This is a genomic window from Gilvibacter sp. SZ-19, assembly GCF_002163875.1.
Lineage (GTDB): Bacteria > Bacteroidota > Bacteroidia > Flavobacteriales > Flavobacteriaceae > Gilvibacter.
On sequence record NZ_CP019333.1, the window covers coordinates 1,320,325 to 1,339,854 of the forward strand.

Consider the following 19,530-nt stretch of genomic DNA (forward strand, 5'->3'; position numbering starts at 1 on the left):
AGATGGATTTTTTACAAAGGTATTAAAGCCTATGAGCATTTACCAAGTATCCAGTTCTATTTCTTCTTGTACGTAAACGAGTATTTTTTTGAATTTTTTAAAGCCGAGTTGTTGCAGAGCGTCTTGATAGCGATCTAACTGTGCTCTATAGGTCGGATCAGAGCTTCCGAACTTGTAATCTATGATCACAATGCTATCCGCATCTATGACCAATCGATCCGGACGGTGGATCTCTCCATAGCTATCTATTATGGCAGCTTCGTTCTTGGCTTCCACACCTACACGAAAATATGGAGCCACCTCAGGATGCTGGATCAGCTTCTCTAAAAGGGCCCTATCTGCAGCTAGTTGTTCGCGCGAGTAACGGGCCAGCACTTCCAGGCGTTCGAAAAGCAAGGGAAGTTCTTCTTCTGAGTTGATCTGAGAAAGCCACAAGTGCAAGCGGTTCCCTCTGTCTTGAGCGGCTCGGGTTTCTTTTTGGTATTTGTCCCGCGGACTTGCAATAAGGCGAATCTTATTGTCTGATTTATCACTGCTGATGTATACCGACGGAGCTTCTTCGGTTACTTTTTGCTGCTCCTCTGGGACTACAGGTGTTCCCCAAGTCAGGCTATTTTGATCTGCACGCTGGGGTTCGCAGGCATCTAGATAGGAGCGGACCAATCCGCCAAATGTTTTTTGGTCTGCCTTGGTGCTACTGCTAATCAGGTGTAATTGATCTTCGGCACGGGTCAAGGCCACATACCACACGTTGAGCTCGTCAAAGAAACGCTGCTCTAAAAAGTGCTCGTAGGTGTCTGTATCTGTATCCTTTATGGCATTTATGGGTAGGTGGAACTCTTCAAACCCGCAATAATGCTCCGGATCAATTGAATACCATAGATATTCGTTGCGCTTGTTGATTAGCTCAGAATCCGTAAAAGGAATAATGACAACCGGAAATTCAAGCCCTTTAGACTTGTGAACCGTCATAAGTCTAATGGCATCCAGGTTTTCTGGGAACTGTAAACTCGCTGCATCTTCTTGCTTTTTCCAATCCTCTAGAAAGTTTGTGGTTGCACTGCTATTGTGTTGCTCAAAATTCCTGGCCAAATCCAGAAAATGCCTTTCGTAGGCTGTGATGTAAGGCTGCAGTTTAAAACTTCTTATTAGGTATTCCAAGGACTCATACAGTCCTAGGCTACTCATATGGTCCAAAGAAAAATCGAGCGCTAATGCATTTAGGGCGTTTTCAAGTGCAGAGTTAGAATCCGCACTAACCATCTTTAGCAAGGCGTGATTCTGCTGTTCGGTTCCAATTATTTCTAGGTAATTCCAAAGCAAGGCAACACGTATTTCTGCATCCGCAGCTTTATCGCGCAATTGCAATCCACAGATCAGCAGTTGAACCAAAGTAGATTCCTTGAGTAATAAACTATCTGGAGAAACCACGGCGTAATCTTCTTGTAAGGCTTGGGCCAAGGTTTTGCTGTCGTCTTTCTTGCGAGTCAATACGCAAATGTCCTTTAGGGCATATCCTTGCTCAAGACAGCGGTCGATCTTTGTTTTAACGCGATCTATGTACTCCGGATCGCGCTCTTCCTTATTTTGAGCTTCAAAGAATTCTAAGGTAACCTGGCCGCCCTTTTTATCATTAAATTCTTGCTCAGCCTGTTCTAAATAGCAATCCCGATACGGACCTTCTGCTAAGTAGGTTCCCAAATGCTTGAACAATTTGTTGTTAAAGTCGATGACCTCTTTGCGAGACCGCCAGTTTCTGCGGAGTTTGTGCAACGAGGCCGCAATAGCAAAAGGAGTCTGACCTTCACTCAGATCTAAAAATTGCTCGGGTAAACCTCCCCGCCATCGATAAATGGATTGTTTGGCATCACCCACTAAGAGCAAGGTGCCTTGTTGGTCTGTTCTGTCTTGTTGCGAGAGGGCGTTGTCTACCAAAGGAACCAAGTTATTCCACTGCATGGACGAAGTGTCTTGAAACTCGTCTATAAAAAAGTGTCGGTAGCGCTCTCCAAGACGCTCATAGATAAAAGGAGCCGGTTGTGACTTGATCTCGTTGTGGATACGTCGGTTAAACTCTGCCACCGTGACCAGATTTTGATCGTCCTTTATGCTTTGATATACTTTTTGAACATAGTTGAGCAGGGTCATAGGAACCACTTCTCGATATAGGCGCTGATACCAATCCGCAGCAATGGCATATTCCTTAGCCTGATAAAACAGGGCTATTAGCTGCTCGCGTATGGCATCTATGGCATCTTTTACCCAAGCTTCTTGTTTTTGGGTGTAGAAGTTGTAGTTCTCAATGTCCAATTGCCATTTGTTGTCCCACTTGACCACTTGGCCGTCGCGTAATTTGATCATGTGGTTCGGATAGCTACCTCTATTGAAATGAGAGACTTCCAACTGGGAATCCGCAAGGCATTGAAGTACTTCTTTGGCAGTATTGATTAAGCCATTTTGAGTTTCTGAGCGTCGTTTTTCTAAGAGCTTGGTTAAGGCCTTGAGGTCTTCGGTCGATTTTTCCTGTAGCCGTCTAACCGGTTCTATACTGTCTTCATGAAGCAGCACCTTTGCCTTATCTAAGAGCGGGCCACTAGGATCCCAACTACGGTCTTCTTCGGTGTTTTGCAAGGCAAAATTCACCAGAGTCTCTGTTAAGAATTCGTCTGTGCCAGTCTGAGCCAATACAGCATCCACAGCTTCTTGTAAGAGTAGGTCGGCCTCTGTAGTTACCTCAAAGTCAGATCGCAGTCCGAGGTCTCGTGCAAAGGTCCGCAGTAACCTATGATTAAAACTGTCAATGGTCTCTACCGCAAAAGCCCCGTAATTATGCAATAGGTCTTTCAAAACGCCTTGGGAGCGTCTGGCTAGCTCCGGCGCCTTGATGTCTAAGGCTGCACAGACCTCATGTTGCATGGCCGTGAGTTTATCCTTTTCTTGATATTTTGTGAAGTGATCGAGCTGCTGCAAGATCCGCGACTTCATCTCGGCAACTGCCTTGTTGGTAAAGGTTATCGCTAAGAGCGAGCGGTAACTGTCTGTCGCAGCTGGAATCAACAATTGCGTTAAATAACGCTTTACCAAGGCAAAGGTCTTTCCACTACCGGCAGAGGCGGCATAGAGCACAAAAGGTTCTTTTTGGTCAGTAGTTTTTATGGCGACGGATTTGCTAGGGTTTTAAAAGTAGGTATAAATCTATGTTATTCCCGCATAACAATCTTATAATACATAAGCTTAATTGTCCTGCAGCTAATTCGTATCTTTATACCACTTAAAACAAGACGTTTAATTTAAAAACATACAATATGTCATTTGAACTACCAGCCTTGCCATACGCGCACGATGCCTTAGAACCGCATATCGATGCTCGCACCATGGAGATCCACCACGGAAAACACCATGCAGGATATACTAGCAAACTAAATGCAGCTATCGAAGGAACTGACCTTGACGGGAAGTCTATCGAAGATATTTTAAAGAATTTAGACATGAACAACGGCGCCGTTCGTAACAATGGCGGAGGGTTTTACAATCACCGTTTGTTCTGGGAAGTAATGTCGCCTAATGGCGGAGGAGCACCATCTGGAGCCCTAGCCGATGCCATTAACGAAGCTTACGGAAGTTACGAAGGCTTTAAAGATGCCTTTGCAGCTGCCGCTGGAACTCGCTTCGGATCTGGATGGGCTTGGCTTTGTGCTCACCCAGGAGGAAAAGTAGAAGTTTGCTCTTCGCCAAACCAAGACAATCCGCTTATGCCAGGTGTTGGTTGCGGAGGAACCCCGATCCTTGGCATTGATGTTTGGGAGCATGCCTATTACCTGAACTACCAAAACCGTCGCCCAGATTATGTACAAGCGTTCTTTAACGTGATCAACTGGGATCAGGTTTCTAAAAACTACGAAGCGGCCAAATAAGATCCGTCAACGTAAAAAGCAAAAAGCCATTCCGTTAAGGAGTGGCTTTTTAGTTTTTAGTCCATAGAGCTTCTGCCTCATTCAAACTGCGTTCAGCAAAGTTGCTTCCAAATTTAGCATTTACTAATTCTGACATTCTTTTGGAGTAACATTTGGTTTCGGCCATTATGCTACAACCTCCATCTCTAAGCCTTACGCCATAACGCTGTTTTAAATAGTCCTTGTAGAATTTGCGAAACTCCGATTGATCAGCAGTCAGCACTTGTAAACCGTAATAACTAATCGTATAATTACCTTCAGCCGCCTGCTTTTCAGCATTGTAGGTTCCAGCTTCGCAGCTACCCATTCTATATTTTTTTGTTTGACCATAGATAGGAAGCACAAACCAAAAGGCAACAAATAGAGTCGCCATTATTTTTCGTCTAATCATGTTGTTTAGTCGTTGGCAGAAAGCTCTAATAGTAGCCAGGAAGGATCTTCCGGCTGATGGGTCTCGGCAAATTCCTCTGGAGGCATCAACCAATATTGGTCGTCATAATCGAACTCAAAGAGGTAGGTGGTCAGGTCTGTATAACCAGATGCCCAAGTGGCATCACAGAGATACCATTTGTCGTTCAGTTTGACAGCGTTCCAGGAGTGATTTGGAATTTTTAAGCGTTCTATCTTTAGTTTATTGATCGGACCGTAGCCGTCTACAATGGCAACCTCTATGCCGGCAAGTTCTGCCATCTCTTTCAGGAGGTAGGAATATCCGCTGCAAGTGGTGCGTTTCTTTTTTCTGAGGATCTGAAAGATCTCCTTTTTGAACTCGTAATTCCACTGCTCTAAGGCCAAACTGTCTGTGTGCAGTTTGCGACGCATCTTATCATTTTCAAGCATCAGCGGGTAATCGCCTTTAATATTCTGACACACCCAAATATAGATGGCTCTAAAGCGTTCCACATCGGTTTCCAAAGGGGCAGTTAACTGATGTACCAAGATGGGTAAGGCATATAGATCTTCGCCTTTAAGGTCTCTGGCAAGCGCATCTGCCCGAGTGAGATCGATATGTTCGAAATCCTCGCGTTGTGCCTGCGCAGGAACTATAAAGGCAAAGAGTACTATAAGTGTAAGTTGTCGCATTCGCTATTGTTGCTCTGGTTGTTGCGATTTTTTAGAAGGTTCTGTTCTTAAAGCCGCAATGATGACCACCGGATCGTCTGCCAATATTGGCGAGATAAAATTAGTATCTGCTTCAATGACAACTTCGGCATCTTCTAGACCTAAAGCGGTAATAAGTAATACATCGTCTTTGTTGAGCTCCCTTGGGAATTCGAACTTTCCGTCCTCGTCCGTTATAACATAATCCAAAGAGCCTTTAAGAATAACGGTAGCACCTTCTAAGGGTCCGTCCGTGCTGGAAACTACACCACTAACTGTGCGCGCTTGCGCAAAAACTGGATTCGCGAAAAGACTCAGCATAAGGCAAAGCCCCATAAAACTTAAGGACTTTAGCAGCCCACTTTTAAAATTAGATTTCATAAGATCATTTTTTTACGTTTCCAATAAAACTAGAGCAGTCAATTGTTAATGGAAAGTTAGATTGAGGGAACAGGGCTTTTCAATGAGCGAATAGGTTTGCACCCTCTCCTTAAAGAAAAGAAAATTATTCCTCCTCCACAACCGTTGCCAAGGCCGGGGTCTTTAAAAGGTAAATCAAAGCAGCCACCAGAATGAGATTCTTAAAGATATACTGCCCGACAAGACTGAAGTAAAAAGGGGGTTCCGAAAAAGCTAGATCGGGAAATAAAAACAGTGGAGTAAATGTAAATAGCATATGGACCAATGCGAATTTAACTGCAGTTTGGCGGCAACAATTTAAAAGTAAAAGTACACCTACTGCAGTTTCCCAAGCGGCTAGAAGAAAAAGAGCTACCTCTGCCGGTAATACACCAAAGGTCAAGGCTTCTATGGTTTGTTTTGCCAGAACTTCAGCAGGACTTGCTCCTGGGAAAAATTTAAGTAAGCCGAACCACAAATAAGCAAGGCCAATGGTAATGGCCAAAAGGTGGTTGTTTTTTAATCTTTGGTAAAAGCGCTTCAAAAGACGGAGACATTTAAGATGCAATCCTAAATAAATCCGAACCTTAGAAGAATGACAAAAATCACTTTTTCTTCTTTTTAGGTTTGGGTTCGGGAAGCGCTGCTGCCGTTAGGCGTACCAATTCACTTAGCCATGCACTATCGTCAAGTTGTTCCTCTATTAAAAAACAGTTCTTAGCACCAGGGTAAGGCGGTGCCTCGGTTGGAGTTCCTATATAAGTCTTGCCGGGGGCAGTGGGTTTGACAAAGAATTTGTCGTCACAGATCATTCCAAAGAATTTGCCATCGCAATACAGCCCGTACTCGCCAAACATTTTTTTACAAATGATATCGCCCGCAGGACTTATCTGCTCTACAACGTATTCAACAAAATAAGAATCTGAAGCCATAGCGCGAATTTATACTACAATATATATCAAAGGCTCAAATAATAATTCAAGGCTATCCAAAATCTGTGCGAAGCCGGGCCATCGATAAAGGAGTTGATCCGATAATCCAAACCAAATTCGAGTTTTTCGGTATCTGTCATGCTGTAACCCACAAAAGGGACCAAGCGAATTTCAAGATCGTATTCTCCAGACTCGAACTGATTCAGATATTCGTGATTGATCTTTAAATAGAATTCCTTTGGGTCCACCGTTTCTCCATTAAAAGGTATCTGTGAAGCTAAGCGATACCGCAAGCGAAACTGCGGAGCGCTGTTTGCAGTAAAGGTTTGGTCCGTGGCAATGCGCTGAGACAATCTAAAACGGGCCAAGTTATTGGTCCAGATGTATTGCTGTATGCTTCGATGCACAATTTGCTCTCCTCGAATACGGAACAAATAACCTAGGGCTAATGTTTTATTATAAGCCACTTTTTTGGCGACCAAGGTGGTGAGGTCGGTTAATATATATTGATAATCAAACGGGTTGTCTTCTTCAAATAAGCCTTCTTTAAAACCCTGACGAGACTCTACCTTAAAGTTGATCTTGTAACCGTGGTTCAAGCCTTTATTGAGGTTTACAGCCGGCAGTATACCAAACTGATACTCGCTTTGCCCGTAGGTGCCGGCCGAAATAACTAAGGCCAATAGCAATAAGACCTTATTAGTATTCAATGTTGTCTAAATTCTTTGGAATGAATTCTGCCGATCTCAATGGTGTTCCTTCGGCATCAAAAAGAAATTCATAACGCTTGTATTTTCCGTTGTCCTTAGTGTGGATCACAACCTCATACCTCAGGGTGAGTTCCGCCGCGCTTAAACGCTCGTGTAACCATTCGAAAACCTGCTTGGCAGGGCCGCTGTATTGAAATTGGAGTTTGTCTAAAGTGTAATGACCAAACCGCTCTTGTAAATAGTTCTCCATAAGTAAGCGCACTTGCTCTGGAGCGTGGCGCCAACGATGATCTATCTCAACGTCTTCTAGCTCACCGGAGGGGTCGAACTCAATACTGTAGCGCTTACCCTGATATCGCGTTTTTGCCTCAATCGAGGTTCCGTCTATAAAGTATTCCTTATACCATCGGATCTTTTTGTCAAAAGGAGCTGTGTCTATGAACTCTAATGCCTTAGTAGGCACGCTATCTCTGCTTATACGTATCTCGTTTTCGTATTTCTGCTGCGCAAATACTGTTGTAGAAACAGCAAGTAGCACAGTGATAAGGATGGACTTAAAAAATTGCATCTTTTGATAGAATCGAATATAAAGATACGACCTAAGACCGATAATCGAAGTGGGTTGAAATTAGATCAGTCTCCAGCTATAGGTGAACCAAATAGGCCTACCCCAATTTCTATAAAGAGTAAAATAGCCAAGAGTACTATGGCAATGACTATTATGTCTCTGTACTTCTGATTTTTAAAAATGCGAAGCGCTAGTTCAACACCCACTGCTGTACCAGAGATCAATAATGCTGCAAGCGCGAAGTCTTCCTTGCCCCAATTCACCGTTTGGTCAAATTGCATGGCCAATGCAGGTAGTAGTAGCAAGCTAAGGCCACCGACAAGCATAGTAATAAACCTTTTGTTCTGTGCGGGCATAGTGTTTATGTAGGTGAAATTAAAGGTACTAAAAACGCGGAGATTTTTAGTTGTACCACACGGCATATCGTTTTCTGCGGAGTTCAAGTGCCAAGGCTTCTTCCATTTTTAAGGCTGCTTCTCTACTGGGTAAGGGGTTGAGGTGATTGTAAAGGCTAGGCCTTAAGTAAAGGCCATACTTTTCAACCAATTTAGAAGAGATCTTGTGGCCTTTTTTGCTGATGTAACCAGACTTGTGTTGTGCAAATCGCTCTTTGGGTGAAGTACTAGTCATGCCTACATATAAGCATTGCAGCACCCCGTTGAATTGTGGATTAGCGCTACGGAATTTAGCATTCTCCGTAAATACTCTTTTTGAGAGCTCTACCACATAGACATAATATTGAGACTTGGACATGGCATAAAATTACTGAGAAATCTGTCTTGTTTTATAAAGCAGCCGCGTAATAGGAAGGCCTTGAGTATTCAAACTCGCTTATACCTTTGTAATTGAAACCGACCCTCCAGACAATTTTGAGTTATTCAAGTTACAAAACAGCCTGGAGGGCCACCCCTTCACCCCATTTGGGGCCCGAAATTATTTAATGCTAAAATGATGAATTGAAAGAGGAGTAATTTGGGACTTACCTTGACTTTATCGCATAAAAAAAGATTGGTGAAATGAAGTTTTACGAAGTAAAACCTAACATCCAGTGGATGTTTGATTGAGGCAGCCGCGTAAGCGGAAGGCTTGAGTTATGAAACTCGCTTATACCTTTGTAATTGAAACCGACCCTCCAGACAATTTTGAGTAAATCAACTTACAAAACTGCCTGGATGGTCGCCCCTTCACCCCATTTGGGGCTCGAAGCTTTTTGATGCTTAAAATGATGAATTGAAAAGGGAGCCATTCAGGTCGTTTCTTGACTTTATTCCAATAAAAAAAGGTAAACGAGAGTTTACCTTTTTTTGCCCCAAATCTACCATGAACTTAACCTACTTATGCTATGGTAAGCTCAAATATACTCTTTTAAATTTCACTAATTCTTAATTATTAGATAAAAAACAAGATATTTCGTTGAAAAGCATTTTATGCCGAATTAATTACGGTAAAACCTCAGTGAAACTCAGGTTTTATAAGGGTTTTCCTACAATCACTATTGATACTGTACAGCCAGTCTTAGCTTGTTCTAGGGCGAGAATCGCACCTAAAAGACTTAAGGATTAAGTGATGATTTAAAGTCATTAAAAGTATTGAATCTACTTTCTATTTTCCCATCACCAGAAATTAGAATATAGGTGGGGAAAGCCCAAATTGTTAAGTCCTTGGTCAAAGTATTCTCTTCCGCATAGACTTCACGATAATTTTGCCAAGTATAATTGTGCTTTTCCAAGTATTTCTTCCAAGTGTCGTGGTTTTGATCTGTTGAAATACCAATTAGCGTGATATCATTGTCGTCAAAAACTTGTAGTTGCTCTGCGATCTGCTTATGATCTCTGATGCAAGGTGGGCAGGCCACGAACCAGAAATCAAGTAAATAACGTTTGTTTGGTTCTAAATTGAGTTGAGTGACCGTCTTTTCTAAGGTCTCAAGTTCGTATTTTGAGATAGCTACCTCGTCTACGTTAAGCGTACTTTCCAGGCGACTCACAGCGCTGAGGAAATGTTGCTTTAAACTATCAGACTGCTTTTCGTATAGCGGAACAAGTGCTTTAAGTTTAGTCTTATCGTTTTGATTTCTGTTTATGTAATTTATTGCGACTATATGTGCGAAAGGATGTTCTATGTTAGATTCAATGGTTTTAAGTAAAAACCGATCAAAGGTTAAAGAATCTGCATTCGCCTCGTCTAAACGAGTCATCTCCTTAAAGAAATCTATAGCCTCGTAATAGATTTTAGAGTTTATTACGGTGTCAATCTTAAAGCGATCGGCAACACTTCCTTTAACTATGACTTCTTGACCGTCTAGCCAAATTTGTTGCGTTTTACGCTTTCCATCAATATATACTCCAATATTGTATAGGTCGTTAACCCCCTTTTTAAAGTTGTGTTTAATGGTGGTTTCAAACGGCAGATGATGACTATCTGTCTGACCTATATCAGATATCCACACACTATCTATTTGCTGCTGGCTGGAAATGCTTAGGGTGAGATCAAATCCCTCAGATTCTTCTTTTGTGTTTTCACAGCTAAAGAGTACAATCAGTAGCAATACTGGAATAAGTCTTTTCATTGGTTAGTGATTAAGTGCGGGGAGAGATTCTAATCAATGAACGTAACTTTTACAGAAGTATTTTAATTGTGAAAATTGCAGGCATATTAAAAGACATCTCTGAAATATTGAAACCGACCCTCCAAACAGTTTTGAGTTATCCAATTTACAAAACTGCCTGGAGGGCCGCCCCTTCTCCAAATTTGGGCATAATAAAAGATTGGTGAAATGAAGTTTTACCAAGTAAAACCAAATATCCAGTGGATGTTTGATTGAGGCAGCCGCGTAAGCGGAAGGCTTAGGGTTTTAAAACTCGCTAATACCTTTGTAATTGAAACCGACCCTCCAAACAGTTTTGAGTTATCCAACTTACAAAACTGCCTGGAGGGCCGCCCCTTCTCCAAATTTGGCGCATAAAAAAAGATTGGTGAAATGAAGTTTTACGATGTAAAACCAAACATCCAGTGGATGTTTGAATGAGGCAGCCGCGTAAGCGGAAATCATTAGATTTTATGGACAGGCCAAATAGATTGATCGTTCACTTTATTCCAATAAAAAAAGGTAAACAAGCGTTTACCTTTTTTTGCCCCAAATCTACCATGAACTTAACCTACTTATGCTATGGTGATTCAAATATAAACGATTCGGTCAATTATAATTAAGGCTTTTCCTACTTTTAGATTAAGGACGCCCTAAATTCGATAAACGACAAGCCCATCGATAAAAGGACATTTTTTTTAACAGATTTTAGTAGGCGCGCTCTGGGTTGCCTTCAAAGAAGTTTATGTACGCCTGATTTACAACACGTTTGCCTCCTGGCGTAGGATAGTCTCCGGTAAAATACCAATCTCCTAAATTCTTAGGACAAGCTTGGTGTAGCTTTTCAACGGACTGGAACAATACCTTTACCTCTGCGTTCAGGTCAGAACCATCGGCTAAGAGTTCCGCTATCTTATCAGAAAGCTCCTGGTCGCTGAAAGGCGCATAGAGTTCCTTTACATAATTAGTCACTTCTGCGTCTGGCAAGTGATGTTGCGCTTTACATTTGTTGTAGATCTCCTCTACAATTCCAGACGTTCCTCGGTCTTCATGTAGGGCCAAGGCCGCTTGGAAAGCTACAAAATCCTCCAATCGTGCCATATCGATTCCGTAGCAATCTGGATAACGGATCTGCGGAGCAGAACTCACCACTACGATCTGCTTCGGATTCAGACGATCTAACATCTTTAGGATACTCTTTTTCAAGGTTGTTCCACGTACAATAGAGTCGTCTATGATAACCAAATTATCTGTTGGTTTCACCACGCCGTAAGTGACGTCATATACGTGTGCAACAAGATCGTCACGGCTGCTATCCTCGGTAATAAAGGTGCGAAGTTTTACATCTTTAATAGCGATCTTTTCCGTGCGGATCTTCAGCTCTTGAATGCTCAAAAGGTCCTCCGGCGTCAAGTTGCCAGCTTTATCTAAAATGGCTTTGTTTTTTTGCTGATTGAGCTCGTCTTGCGCAGCTTCTACCATTCCGTAAAATGAAGTCTCCGCAGTATTCGGAATAAAGGAAAAGACAGTATTTACAGTGTCGTGCCCAATAGCCTTTAAAACATCAGGCATCAATAAACGGCCCAATTCTTTGCGCTCTTGATAAATCTCCGCATCGGAGCCTCTTGAAAAATAAATACGCTCAAAGGAACAAGACTTGCGTTCTAAAGGTTTCAATATCTGAGAGATCTTAACCTCTCCAGATTTTCGAACAATTATGGCGTGACCTGGATCTAACTCCTCTACAGCATCAAAAGGAACATTGAAAACTGTTTGAATGGCTGGACGCTCTGAGGCCACCACTACCACTTCGTCGTCCTTGTAAAAATAGGCTGGACGAATCCCGGCAGGGTCGCGCAGTACGAAAGAATCTCCATGTCCTAAAAGTCCGGCCATGGCATAACCACCATCCCAATCTTTAGAGGATTTACGAAGCACTTTGGCTACGTTGAGATTGTCTACTATATAAGGAGAAGCGTCTTTTTTATTGAGTCCCTTAGACTTTGCTTGTTTATAGAGTTTGCGAACGGCGTCATCCAAAAAGTGCCCGATCTTCTCCATAACGGTAATGGTGTCGGCCTTTTCCTTAGGATGCATTCCCAACTTGATCAAGTTGTTGAACAACTCGTTGGTGTTGGTCATGTTGAAGTTACCAGCAATGATAAGGTTGCGGTGCATCCAGTTATTCTGGCGCAAGAACGGGTGAACATTCTCTACGCTATTCTTTCCGAAAGTTCCATAACGCACATGCCCTAAAAGCAGCTCTCCTATATATGGGATGTTCTTTTTTTGTGCCTGTACATCGTCTGCGTACTCCGGATGCTCGCTGAGCTCCGTGTTAATTCTTTCGTTGATCTGAGAGAAGATATCCTGAATCGGTTGAGAGGCATGAGAACGCACGCGACTAATATAGCGTTGGCCCGGTTCCACATCGAGTTTAATGCTTGCAAAACCAGCACCGTCTTGTCCACGGTTGTGCTGTTTTTCCATCATCAGGTACATTTTGTTGACCCCGTAAAAGGCACTGCCGTACTTTTCTTTGTAGTACTCCAGAGGCTTAAGCAATCGGATCATTGCAATACCACATTCGTGTTTTAATGCGTCACTCATGGTTGTTTCCTTTCAATAAAAAACGCCCGTAATTGGGCGTGTTAATCTATCTCTATTTCGAATTGAGTTAATTGTTTAAACTGCATCAAGCGTTGATGCACTTCTGCTTTGTCCAGATCTTCCATGCGTCGAGTTCCAAACTTTTCTACACAGAACGAGGCCAAACACGCGCCGTAAATAATGGCTTGTTTCATGGTCTCGAAGTTGATCTCTTCGGACTGTGCCATATATCCTGCAAATCCACCGGCAAAAGTATCGCCAGCTCCTGTTGGGTCGAATACTTCTTCCAAAGGTAGGGCAGGTGCAAAGAAGATCTCGTGCTCGTCGAACAACAGAGCGCCGTGCTCTCCTTTTTTTATCACTACATATTTAGGACCCATTTGACGGATCTTCTTGGCGGCAGAGACCAGAGAATATTCTCCGGTAAGCTGTCGTGCTTCTTCGTCATTAATGGTGATGACATCGATCTTTTTGATCACTTCCATGAGTTCGTCCCAAGTGTTGTCCATCCAGAAATTCATGGTGTCCAGTACAACGAGCTCCGGTTTCTTTTCCATTTGGTCTATGACTCCCAATTGAATGCTTGGATGCAAATTCCCTAGCATTACCACACGAGCGTCTTTGTAATCCGCAGGAACCACCGGGTCAAAATCTGCAAGGGTATTCAGCTCGGTCACTAAGGTGTCACGGGAGTTCATATCGTGGTGATACTTACCACTCCAGAAGAAAGTCTTCCCGTCTGGAACAACTTCAATCCCTTCTATATTAAGGTCTTTTCCTTCTAGAAAATCGAGATATGATTGTGGAAAATCTCCGCCTACTACAGAGACCAAGGCGGAATCAGCTTTAAATTGAGATGCGGCCAGACCTATATAAGTGGCTGCGCCACCTAGTATTTTGTCGGTCTTTCCAAATGGGGTTTCGATAGCGTCGAAAGCAACGGTTCCGACGATCACTAGTTTACTCATAACTTGCCTTTGGTTCTGCGCTGCAAATATACGTTTTTTAATACGTACAAAACTAGAGGTGCGGGAGGCTTATTTTCTTCCGAAATCTGCCGGGATCTCACCCCAAGCTTTGGTTTCCCATTTGGCAATCTTTGTTTTGTATTTATGGGTTTTGAGCCAGTGTTCCGCTCTAGCGATCAATTCAAAGAGTTGGGCGTTTGCGGCCGTGCGTTTGAGCTTGGTATTGCACTTCTTGCGTTTTACCCATCCCCAAGCAATTCGCGAATCGGTATACAACATGCGGTCGCTCTTAATTTTGTCTAGGTAGGCCAATCCGTGCACCAAGGCAAGGAATTCTCCTACGTTATTGGTGCCTTGTTTAAAAGGACCTTGATGAAAAAGTTGTTCTTTAGTTTGGGTGTCGACGCCGCGGTATTCCATCAGCCCCGGATTTCCGCTGCTGGCGGCGTCTACGGCAATAGAGTAAAGCTCAGGTTCGCCATAAGCTGCCTTCTGCTCTGGAGTTAGTGTCTTTTTTTTAGAACTGCCTTTACCCTTATAATCTTCGTATTCGCCTTGGTAGTAGGCTTTTTGTGCTTCAAGACGGTCTTCAAAGGATTTGTATTGCGCACCTTTTACTCCTTTAATTGCCTTCTGACAGGCCTCCCAGGTCTCGAAGATCCCGGTTTGCAAACCGTACCAGACCACATAATATTTCTTTTTCTTGGCCATTAATGAGCTAAGATCAGGTTTTCTAGCACTTTTGGAAAATGCTCGTATTCTAATTTGTGGATCTTAGCAGCGACATCTTCTGGACTGTCACTTGGGTCCAGTCTGGTCTTGGCCTGAAATATGATCCCACCTTCATCGTAGTGTTCGTTCACATAGTGAATTGTAATACCACTAAAGGACTCCTTATTTTCAACTACGGCCTTATGAACATGCATTCCGTACATGCCTTTACCTCCGTAGTCGGGTAATAAGGCCGGATGTATGTTGATGATCTTATCCGGATAATCTGCGACCAAGTACTCCGGAATCTTTAATAGAAAGCCGGCTAGAACGATCAAGTCTGGCTTAATTTCTTCTAACATCCTCCCGAGGATCTCTTTAGAGTTTAGTTGGTCTTTGGTAAAGGATCTGGTGGGCACATTTAAAGCCTCAGCACGGGCTAAAACTTTGGCATCCTTCTTGTTAGACAGCACTTGAACCACCTCCGCGGTTTTGGTAGCCTGGAAGTATTTGATGATGTTTTCTGCGTTGGTACCGTTTCCGGAAGCAAGGATCACAATTTTGGGCTTCATAGACCGTAGAATGGGGTGTTTCAAAGAAGTAAATTAGTATAAATCACAAAAGTAAGGCAAATCAGAATTACTTCTATCAAAATTGATTACATTGGAGTTACATTTTGTGCCCAAAATGGTGTTTTAATGTAAAATATTTTATTTTTGCCACTTAATTAAAACCTTAAAAACAAAGATTATGTCAGACATTGCATCACGAGTAAAGGCGATTATCGTTGACAAACTAGGAGTTGATGAAAACGAAGTAGTTAACGAAGCGAGTTTTATAAACGATCTAGGAGCCGACTCATTGGACACTGTAGAGCTTATCATGGAGTTCGAAAAAGAATTCGACATTCAGATTCCAGATGATCAAGCAGAAAACATTGCCACTGTAGGACAAGCAATTTCATATATAGAGGAAGCCAAGTAAACTTACTATGGAACTTAAGCGAGTTGTAGTAACGGGTCTCGGAGCCTTAACCCCAATCGGAAGTAACATTCAAGAATATTGGGACGGTCTTTCTAACGGAAAGAGCGGATGTGCCCCTATAACCTATTTCGATACTGAAAAGTTTAAAACGAAATTCGCTTGCGAGCTTAAGAACTATAATCCTCAAGATCATTTTGACAGGAAAGAGGCGCGCAAATTAGATCGATTTGCCCAATATGCGCTCGTTTCATCAGATGAAGCCATCAAAGACGCTGGAATCAATCTCGATGAGGTTGATAAATTTAGAGTTGGTGTAATCTGGGGAGCAGGTATTGGAGGCCTACAGACTTTTCAAGATGAAGTTATAAATTATGCAGAAGGGGATGGAACACCACGTTTCAACCCCTTCTTTATCCCCAAAATGATAGCCGATATTGCCCCGGGTAATATCTCTATCAAACACGGGTTCATGGGCCCGAACTACACCACGGTATCTGCCTGTGCTTCTTCTGCTAACGCCATGATCGACGCATTGAACTACATTCGTTTAGGACATTGCGATGTGATCGTTACCGGCGGATCAGAAGCGGCAGTAACTATTGCAGGTATGGGTGGTTTTAACGCCATGCATGCACTTTCTACTAGAAACGACAGTCCAGAAACAGCGAGTCGTCCATTCGACGCTACGCGAGATGGATTTGTCCTTGGCGAAGGTGCAGGAGCATTGATCTTAGAAGAATACGAGCACGCTAAGTCGCGTGGCGCTAAGATCTATGCTGAGGTTATTGGTGGCGGCATGTCTAGCGATGCCCACCACATGACTGCTCCACACCCGGACGGGATCGGAGTAGAAGCAGTAATGCTAAATTGCCTTGCCAATGCTGGCTTGGATCCGCAAGAAGTGGATCATATCAATACTCACGGAACATCTACTCCTTTGGGCGATGTTGCAGAATTGAAAGCGATCTCCAAGGTGTTTGGAGACCACGCGAACAGCATCAGCATAAATTCTACCAAGTCCATGACAGGTCACCTGTTAGGAGCTGCAGGAGCTATCGAGGCGATTGCCTCTATCTTGGCAATGCAACACAACCTAGTTCCTCCTACCATCAATCACACTACGGTAGACGAGAACATCGATCCGAATTTAAATCTTATACTCAACAAAGCAGAGTCACGCGAAGTGAAAGTCGCTATGAGTAACACCTTCGGTTTCGGAGGGCATAACGCTTGCTTGTTGTTTAAAAAAATGGAGGCGTAAGACTTAATGACTTCCATACGAAACATATTCAATTCCCGTGCTGAAAAGGACGGGAATTTTTTTCGCGCTATAAAGAAGATATTGGGCTTTGCACCGGGGAATTTGGCCTTTTATGAAGAGGCTTTTACCCACCGCTCGATGAACCAAAAAGACGACGACGGGATCCAGCAGAATTACGAGCGTTTGGAGTTTTTAGGCGATGCTATGCTCGGTGCTGTGATCGCTGCGCATCTGTTTAAAAAAGTCCCTCACGGCAACGAAGGTTACCTGACCAAAATGCGCTCTAAAGTAGTAAGTAGAGAGCATTTGAATGAATTAGGCCGCGATCTGGATCTGATCAAACTAGTGCGGACCAACATTCCAGTAGAGAATTTTAGCGGGAATATTCACGGCAATGTCTTCGAGGCCTTGATAGGAGCCATTTACCTGGATAAAGGCTTTAAATATTGCGAGCGATTCATCCACAAAAGAGTAATTAAACCTTATGTGGATATTCAAAAACTAGAAGGCAAGATCATCTCTTACAAGAGCTTGCTTATCGAGTGGTGTCAGAAGCACAAGAACAGCTTTAAATTCATGGTCTATGAGGACAATGGCAAAGACGATCTGAAGCATTTTGCCGTTAAGCTTACTATAGACGACAGAACCATGGCCAAGGCTCGTGCCACCTCTAAGAAGAAGGCAGAAGAGCGCGCCGCCAAAAGGGCTTATTACAAGCTCCAAAGACGCATAGAAGGCGATAAAGAAGCCGCAGAGCAGACCTCGGCTTAATCTGGACAACTTTATGAGCACACACAAACTGGAACTGACTCTCGATGACGATCTGGACAACAGTGTTGTTGTTGCTATTCACTGCAGCGAGCCAGATTATCGCATGGCGTATAAGATCAATCAGCAATTAAATCTAAAACTGCTTCGCGAAAAGCAAGATCTGGAGTTTGTCTACGCAGAAGGAAAAGCTGAATATCCGTTCTTTTACTTTGAAGATTGGGAACAAGACAGACAGTTTCACTTGGTGGCGAATTCCACAGAATTACAAGTGGACAAACCCTTGGCCTTGAGTGCGGATCTGTTTGGTGAAAGCGTGGGTCCGAAGGCTCGAAAAGTGCATCTTTTACCCGAAATTAAGCAGGCAGATTACCTCTTAAAGATCACATCAACAAAGAATAACCATTCCGAAAACGTTATCGTTTCAAGAATTAACGAAATTGCGCAGGTTATTACTGCGTATGTCGTAGATTTACATTCGGTGAAATCCAAAAGTAACCTAATTTTTGAATGATGCCTACCCAAAAAAAGACTAAAATAGTAGCCACTTTAGGTCCTGCGACTTCGGATCGTGAAGTGCTAAGAGATATGATCCTAGAAGGGGTCAATGTATTCAGAATTAACTTCTCTCACGCCAATTATGAGGATGTAAAAGAACGCATCGCTATGATCCGTTCCCTCAATGAAGAGTTAGACAGATCCACAGCGATCCTGGCAGACCTCCAAGGGCCTAAACTTCGTGTTGGGGTTATGAAAGAGGAGGTGGTAGTAAGCCCAGGCGATACCATTAAATTCTGCACTGGCGATGAGTTTGAAGGCACCTCTGAGAAGGTCTATATGAACTACGATAAATTCCCTGCAGACGTTAAAGTTGGGGAGCGTGTTTTGCTAGACGACGGGAAGTTGATTTTTGAAGTAGTTGCTACCGATGGCAAGTCCGAAGTGAACACTAAGGTATTGCAAGGAGGTCCGCTGCGATCTCGCAAAGGAGTAAACCTACCCAATACAGATATTTCACTACCGGCTTTGACCGAAAAGGATAAGGAAGATGCTGTCTTTGCCATTTCTCAAGAAGTGGATTGGATCGCCCTTTCGTTCGTGCGTCACGCAGACGACTGTAAAGAGCTCAATGCCTTAATAAAGGAGCATAGCGAATACAAGATCCCTATCATTTCTAAGATCGAGAAGCCAGAGGCTGTAAAAAACATAGACGAGATCATCGCCTATTCGGACGGCTTAATGGTGGCTCGTGGAGATCTAGGTGTGGAGATTCCTGCGCAAGAGGTACCACTTATCCAAAAGCAGTTGGTACTTAAGGCCAAGAAAGCCCGTATTCCGGTGATCATTGCTACTCAAATGATGGAGACCATGATCTCTTCTCTTACGCCAACGCGTGCGGAGGTGAATGATGTGGCCAACTCCGTAATGGACGGAGCAGATGCTGTGATGCTTTCAGGCGAGACCTCTGTTGGGAAGTATCCGGTAGACGTTATAAAGACCATGTGTAAGATCTGTAAAGGAGTAGAAGATTCACCACTGATCAAAGTGCCTCAGAATCCGCCGCACATCAAGACCAACAGATATATCACCAAAAGTATTTGCTACCACGCTTCACTGATGGCCAATGAGATAGACGCACGTGCTATCTGTACTTTGACCAATAGTGGTTATACCGCCTTTCAGATCTCGGCTTGGAGACCTGCAGCGCACATTTTGGTATTTACATCCAACAAGCGCATTTTATCTCGCTTGAATTTGTTGTACGGCGTTCGCGCGTTCTACTACGACAAATATGTGAGTACCGATGAGACCGTAGAAGATGTAAACCGTATCGCTACAGAAAAGAACTATGTGGTAAAAGGCGACTATCTGATCAACTTGGCTGCTATGCCTATTGCAGATAAAGGGATGGTCAACACACTGCGCGTTTCTCAAGTATAAAAAAAGACCCCGTAGGGCCTTATTCTTGCTAACATTT

At 43.2% G+C, this 19,530-nt stretch carries 21 protein-coding genes; 6 read left to right on the plus strand and 15 right to left on the minus strand.

The genetic code is table 11. The features are described 5' to 3' along the window. Positions 1–39: 39 nt before the first annotated feature. Positions 40–3,126: an exodeoxyribonuclease V subunit beta gene (locus BTO09_RS06080; RefSeq protein ID WP_087523917.1), complete on the minus strand. Its 3,087-nt coding sequence runs from the start codon at positions 3,124–3,126 to the stop codon at positions 40–42. 179 nt (positions 3,127–3,305) lie between these two features. Between BTO09_RS06080 and BTO09_RS06085 the strand changes: the two genes are divergently transcribed. Further along, positions 3,306–3,914, plus strand: coding sequence for a superoxide dismutase (locus BTO09_RS06085; RefSeq protein ID WP_087523918.1), 609 nt, complete (start codon positions 3,306–3,308; stop codon positions 3,912–3,914). Positions 3,915–3,963: 49 nt separating this feature from the next. On the opposite strand, the gene BTO09_RS06090 is transcribed toward BTO09_RS06085, so the two are convergent. The 14 genes from BTO09_RS06090 to BTO09_RS06155 form a co-directional block, all read right to left on the minus strand. Continuing rightward, entirely contained in the window at positions 3,964–4,326 is a 363-nt protein-coding gene (locus BTO09_RS06090) for a hypothetical protein (protein WP_087523919.1), read from the minus strand. A gap of 23 nt (positions 4,327–4,349) precedes the next feature. Then, a complete protein-coding gene (locus tag BTO09_RS06095) occupies positions 4,350–5,036 on the minus strand; it encodes a transglutaminase domain-containing protein (RefSeq protein WP_087523920.1) in 687 nt (228 codons plus the stop codon). A 3-nt stretch (positions 5,037–5,039) separates the two neighbouring features. Further along, positions 5,040–5,435, minus strand: coding sequence for a carboxypeptidase-like regulatory domain-containing protein (locus tag BTO09_RS06100; protein WP_087523921.1), 396 nt, complete (start codon positions 5,433–5,435; stop codon positions 5,040–5,042). A 124-nt stretch (positions 5,436–5,559) separates the two neighbouring features. Next, positions 5,560–5,958 (minus strand): hypothetical protein, encoded by a 399-nt coding sequence (locus BTO09_RS06105; RefSeq protein WP_087525505.1) that lies wholly within the window; start codon positions 5,956–5,958, stop codon positions 5,560–5,562. A 100-nt stretch (positions 5,959–6,058) separates the two neighbouring features. Next, the gene (locus BTO09_RS06110) at positions 6,059–6,385 is read right to left on the minus strand and encodes a TfoX/Sxy family protein (protein ID WP_087523922.1); all 327 of its coding nucleotides are present in this window, start codon (positions 6,383–6,385) and stop codon (positions 6,059–6,061) included. 26 nt (positions 6,386–6,411) lie between these two features. Next, the gene (locus BTO09_RS06115; protein WP_087523923.1) at positions 6,412–7,095 is read right to left on the minus strand and encodes a DUF2490 domain-containing protein; all 684 of its coding nucleotides are present in this window, start codon (positions 7,093–7,095) and stop codon (positions 6,412–6,414) included. Further along, positions 7,085–7,663, minus strand: a complete 579-nt coding sequence (locus BTO09_RS06120) for a hypothetical protein (RefSeq protein WP_087523924.1) — start codon at positions 7,661–7,663, stop codon at positions 7,085–7,087. Before BTO09_RS06120 ends, BTO09_RS06115 begins: the two co-directional genes overlap by 11 nt. Before the next feature lie 65 nt (positions 7,664–7,728). After that, positions 7,729–8,019 carry a hypothetical protein gene (locus BTO09_RS06125; RefSeq protein WP_087523925.1) on the minus strand — a complete coding sequence of 97 codons (291 nt, stop codon included), beginning with the start codon at positions 8,017–8,019 and terminating at the stop codon, positions 7,729–7,731. Positions 8,020–8,065: 46 nt separating this feature from the next. Continuing rightward, positions 8,066–8,416 carry a ribose-5-phosphate isomerase gene (locus BTO09_RS06130; RefSeq protein WP_087523926.1) on the minus strand — a complete coding sequence of 117 codons (351 nt, stop codon included), beginning with the start codon at positions 8,414–8,416 and terminating at the stop codon, positions 8,066–8,068. 799 nt (positions 8,417–9,215) lie between these two features. Continuing rightward, positions 9,216–10,232 (minus strand): TlpA disulfide reductase family protein, encoded by a 1,017-nt coding sequence (locus tag BTO09_RS06135; protein WP_087523927.1) that lies wholly within the window; start codon positions 10,230–10,232, stop codon positions 9,216–9,218. Positions 10,233–10,958: 726 nt separating this feature from the next. Further along, positions 10,959–12,860 carry an amidophosphoribosyltransferase gene (locus tag BTO09_RS06140; RefSeq protein WP_087523928.1) on the minus strand — a complete coding sequence of 634 codons (1,902 nt, stop codon included), beginning with the start codon at positions 12,858–12,860 and terminating at the stop codon, positions 10,959–10,961. A 41-nt stretch (positions 12,861–12,901) separates the two neighbouring features. Then, positions 12,902–13,828 carry a PfkB family carbohydrate kinase gene (locus tag BTO09_RS06145; RefSeq protein WP_087523929.1) on the minus strand — a complete coding sequence of 309 codons (927 nt, stop codon included), beginning with the start codon at positions 13,826–13,828 and terminating at the stop codon, positions 12,902–12,904. 69 nt (positions 13,829–13,897) lie between these two features. Beyond that, positions 13,898–14,539 (minus strand): viroplasmin family protein, encoded by a 642-nt coding sequence (locus BTO09_RS06150; RefSeq protein WP_087523930.1) that lies wholly within the window; start codon positions 14,537–14,539, stop codon positions 13,898–13,900. Continuing rightward, the gene (locus BTO09_RS06155) at positions 14,539–15,111 is read right to left on the minus strand and encodes a phosphoribosylglycinamide formyltransferase (protein WP_087523931.1); all 573 of its coding nucleotides are present in this window, start codon (positions 15,109–15,111) and stop codon (positions 14,539–14,541) included. Before BTO09_RS06155 ends, BTO09_RS06150 begins: the two co-directional genes overlap by 1 nt. Before the next feature lie 178 nt (positions 15,112–15,289). Between BTO09_RS06155 and BTO09_RS06160 the strand changes: the two genes are divergently transcribed. The 5 genes from BTO09_RS06160 to pyk are packed head-to-tail and all read left to right on the plus strand — an operon-like array spanning position 15,290 to position 19,493. Further along, the gene (locus BTO09_RS06160) at positions 15,290–15,523 is read left to right on the plus strand and encodes an acyl carrier protein (protein ID WP_087523932.1); all 234 of its coding nucleotides are present in this window, start codon (positions 15,290–15,292) and stop codon (positions 15,521–15,523) included. Between the two features lie 7 nt (positions 15,524–15,530). Continuing rightward, positions 15,531–16,784 carry a beta-ketoacyl-ACP synthase II gene (fabF, locus tag BTO09_RS06165; RefSeq protein ID WP_087523933.1) on the plus strand — a complete coding sequence of 418 codons (1,254 nt, stop codon included), beginning with the start codon at positions 15,531–15,533 and terminating at the stop codon, positions 16,782–16,784. Between the two features lie 6 nt (positions 16,785–16,790). Next, a complete protein-coding gene (gene rnc, locus BTO09_RS06170; RefSeq protein ID WP_087523934.1) occupies positions 16,791–17,555 on the plus strand; it encodes a ribonuclease III in 765 nt (254 codons plus the stop codon). Positions 17,556–17,568: 13 nt separating this feature from the next. Beyond that, the gene (locus BTO09_RS06175; RefSeq protein ID WP_087523935.1) at positions 17,569–18,066 is read left to right on the plus strand and encodes an IPExxxVDY family protein; all 498 of its coding nucleotides are present in this window, start codon (positions 17,569–17,571) and stop codon (positions 18,064–18,066) included. Next, on the plus strand, positions 18,066–19,493 hold the full coding sequence (gene pyk / locus BTO09_RS06180) for a pyruvate kinase (RefSeq protein WP_087523936.1): 1,428 nt from the start codon (positions 18,066–18,068) through the stop codon (positions 19,491–19,493). Before BTO09_RS06175 ends, pyk begins: the two co-directional genes overlap by 1 nt. Positions 19,494–19,530 lie beyond the last annotated feature (37 nt).

Excerpts from the sequence above, each read along its gene's own strand:
- BTO09_RS06085 (WP_087523918.1), top strand. The coding sequence starts at position 3,306 with ATGTCATTTGAACTACCAGCCTTGCCATACGCGCACGATGCCTTAGAA.
- BTO09_RS06090 (WP_087523919.1), bottom strand. The coding sequence starts at position 4,326 with ATGGCGACTCTATTTGTTGCCTTTTGGTTTGTGCTTCCTATCTATGGT.
- BTO09_RS06095 (WP_087523920.1), bottom strand. The coding sequence starts at position 5,036 with ATGCGACAACTTACACTTATAGTACTCTTTGCCTTTATAGTTCCTGCG.
- BTO09_RS06100 (WP_087523921.1), bottom strand. The coding sequence starts at position 5,435 with ATGAAATCTAATTTTAAAAGTGGGCTGCTAAAGTCCTTAAGTTTTATG.
- BTO09_RS06110 (WP_087523922.1), bottom strand. The coding sequence starts at position 6,385 with ATGGCTTCAGATTCTTATTTTGTTGAATACGTTGTAGAGCAGATAAGT.
- BTO09_RS06120 (WP_087523924.1), bottom strand. The coding sequence starts at position 7,663 with ATGCAATTTTTTAAGTCCATCCTTATCACTGTGCTACTTGCTGTTTCT.
- BTO09_RS06125 (WP_087523925.1), bottom strand. The coding sequence starts at position 8,019 with ATGCCCGCACAGAACAAAAGGTTTATTACTATGCTTGTCGGTGGCCTT.
- BTO09_RS06130 (WP_087523926.1), bottom strand. The coding sequence starts at position 8,416 with ATGTCCAAGTCTCAATATTATGTCTATGTGGTAGAGCTCTCAAAAAGA.
- BTO09_RS06135 (WP_087523927.1), bottom strand. The coding sequence starts at position 10,232 with ATGAAAAGACTTATTCCAGTATTGCTACTGATTGTACTCTTTAGCTGT.
- BTO09_RS06140 (WP_087523928.1), bottom strand. The coding sequence starts at position 12,860 with ATGAGTGACGCATTAAAACACGAATGTGGTATTGCAATGATCCGATTG.
- BTO09_RS06145 (WP_087523929.1), bottom strand. The coding sequence starts at position 13,828 with ATGAGTAAACTAGTGATCGTCGGAACCGTTGCTTTCGACGCTATCGAA.
- BTO09_RS06150 (WP_087523930.1), bottom strand. The coding sequence starts at position 14,539 with ATGGCCAAGAAAAAGAAATATTATGTGGTCTGGTACGGTTTGCAAACC.
- BTO09_RS06155 (WP_087523931.1), bottom strand. The coding sequence starts at position 15,111 with ATGAAGCCCAAAATTGTGATCCTTGCTTCCGGAAACGGTACCAACGCA.
- BTO09_RS06160 (WP_087523932.1), top strand. The coding sequence starts at position 15,290 with ATGTCAGACATTGCATCACGAGTAAAGGCGATTATCGTTGACAAACTA.
- fabF (WP_087523933.1), top strand. The coding sequence starts at position 15,531 with ATGGAACTTAAGCGAGTTGTAGTAACGGGTCTCGGAGCCTTAACCCCA.
- rnc (WP_087523934.1), top strand. The coding sequence starts at position 16,791 with ATGACTTCCATACGAAACATATTCAATTCCCGTGCTGAAAAGGACGGG.
- BTO09_RS06175 (WP_087523935.1), top strand. The coding sequence starts at position 17,569 with ATGAGCACACACAAACTGGAACTGACTCTCGATGACGATCTGGACAAC.
- pyk (WP_087523936.1), top strand. The coding sequence starts at position 18,066 with ATGCCTACCCAAAAAAAGACTAAAATAGTAGCCACTTTAGGTCCTGCG.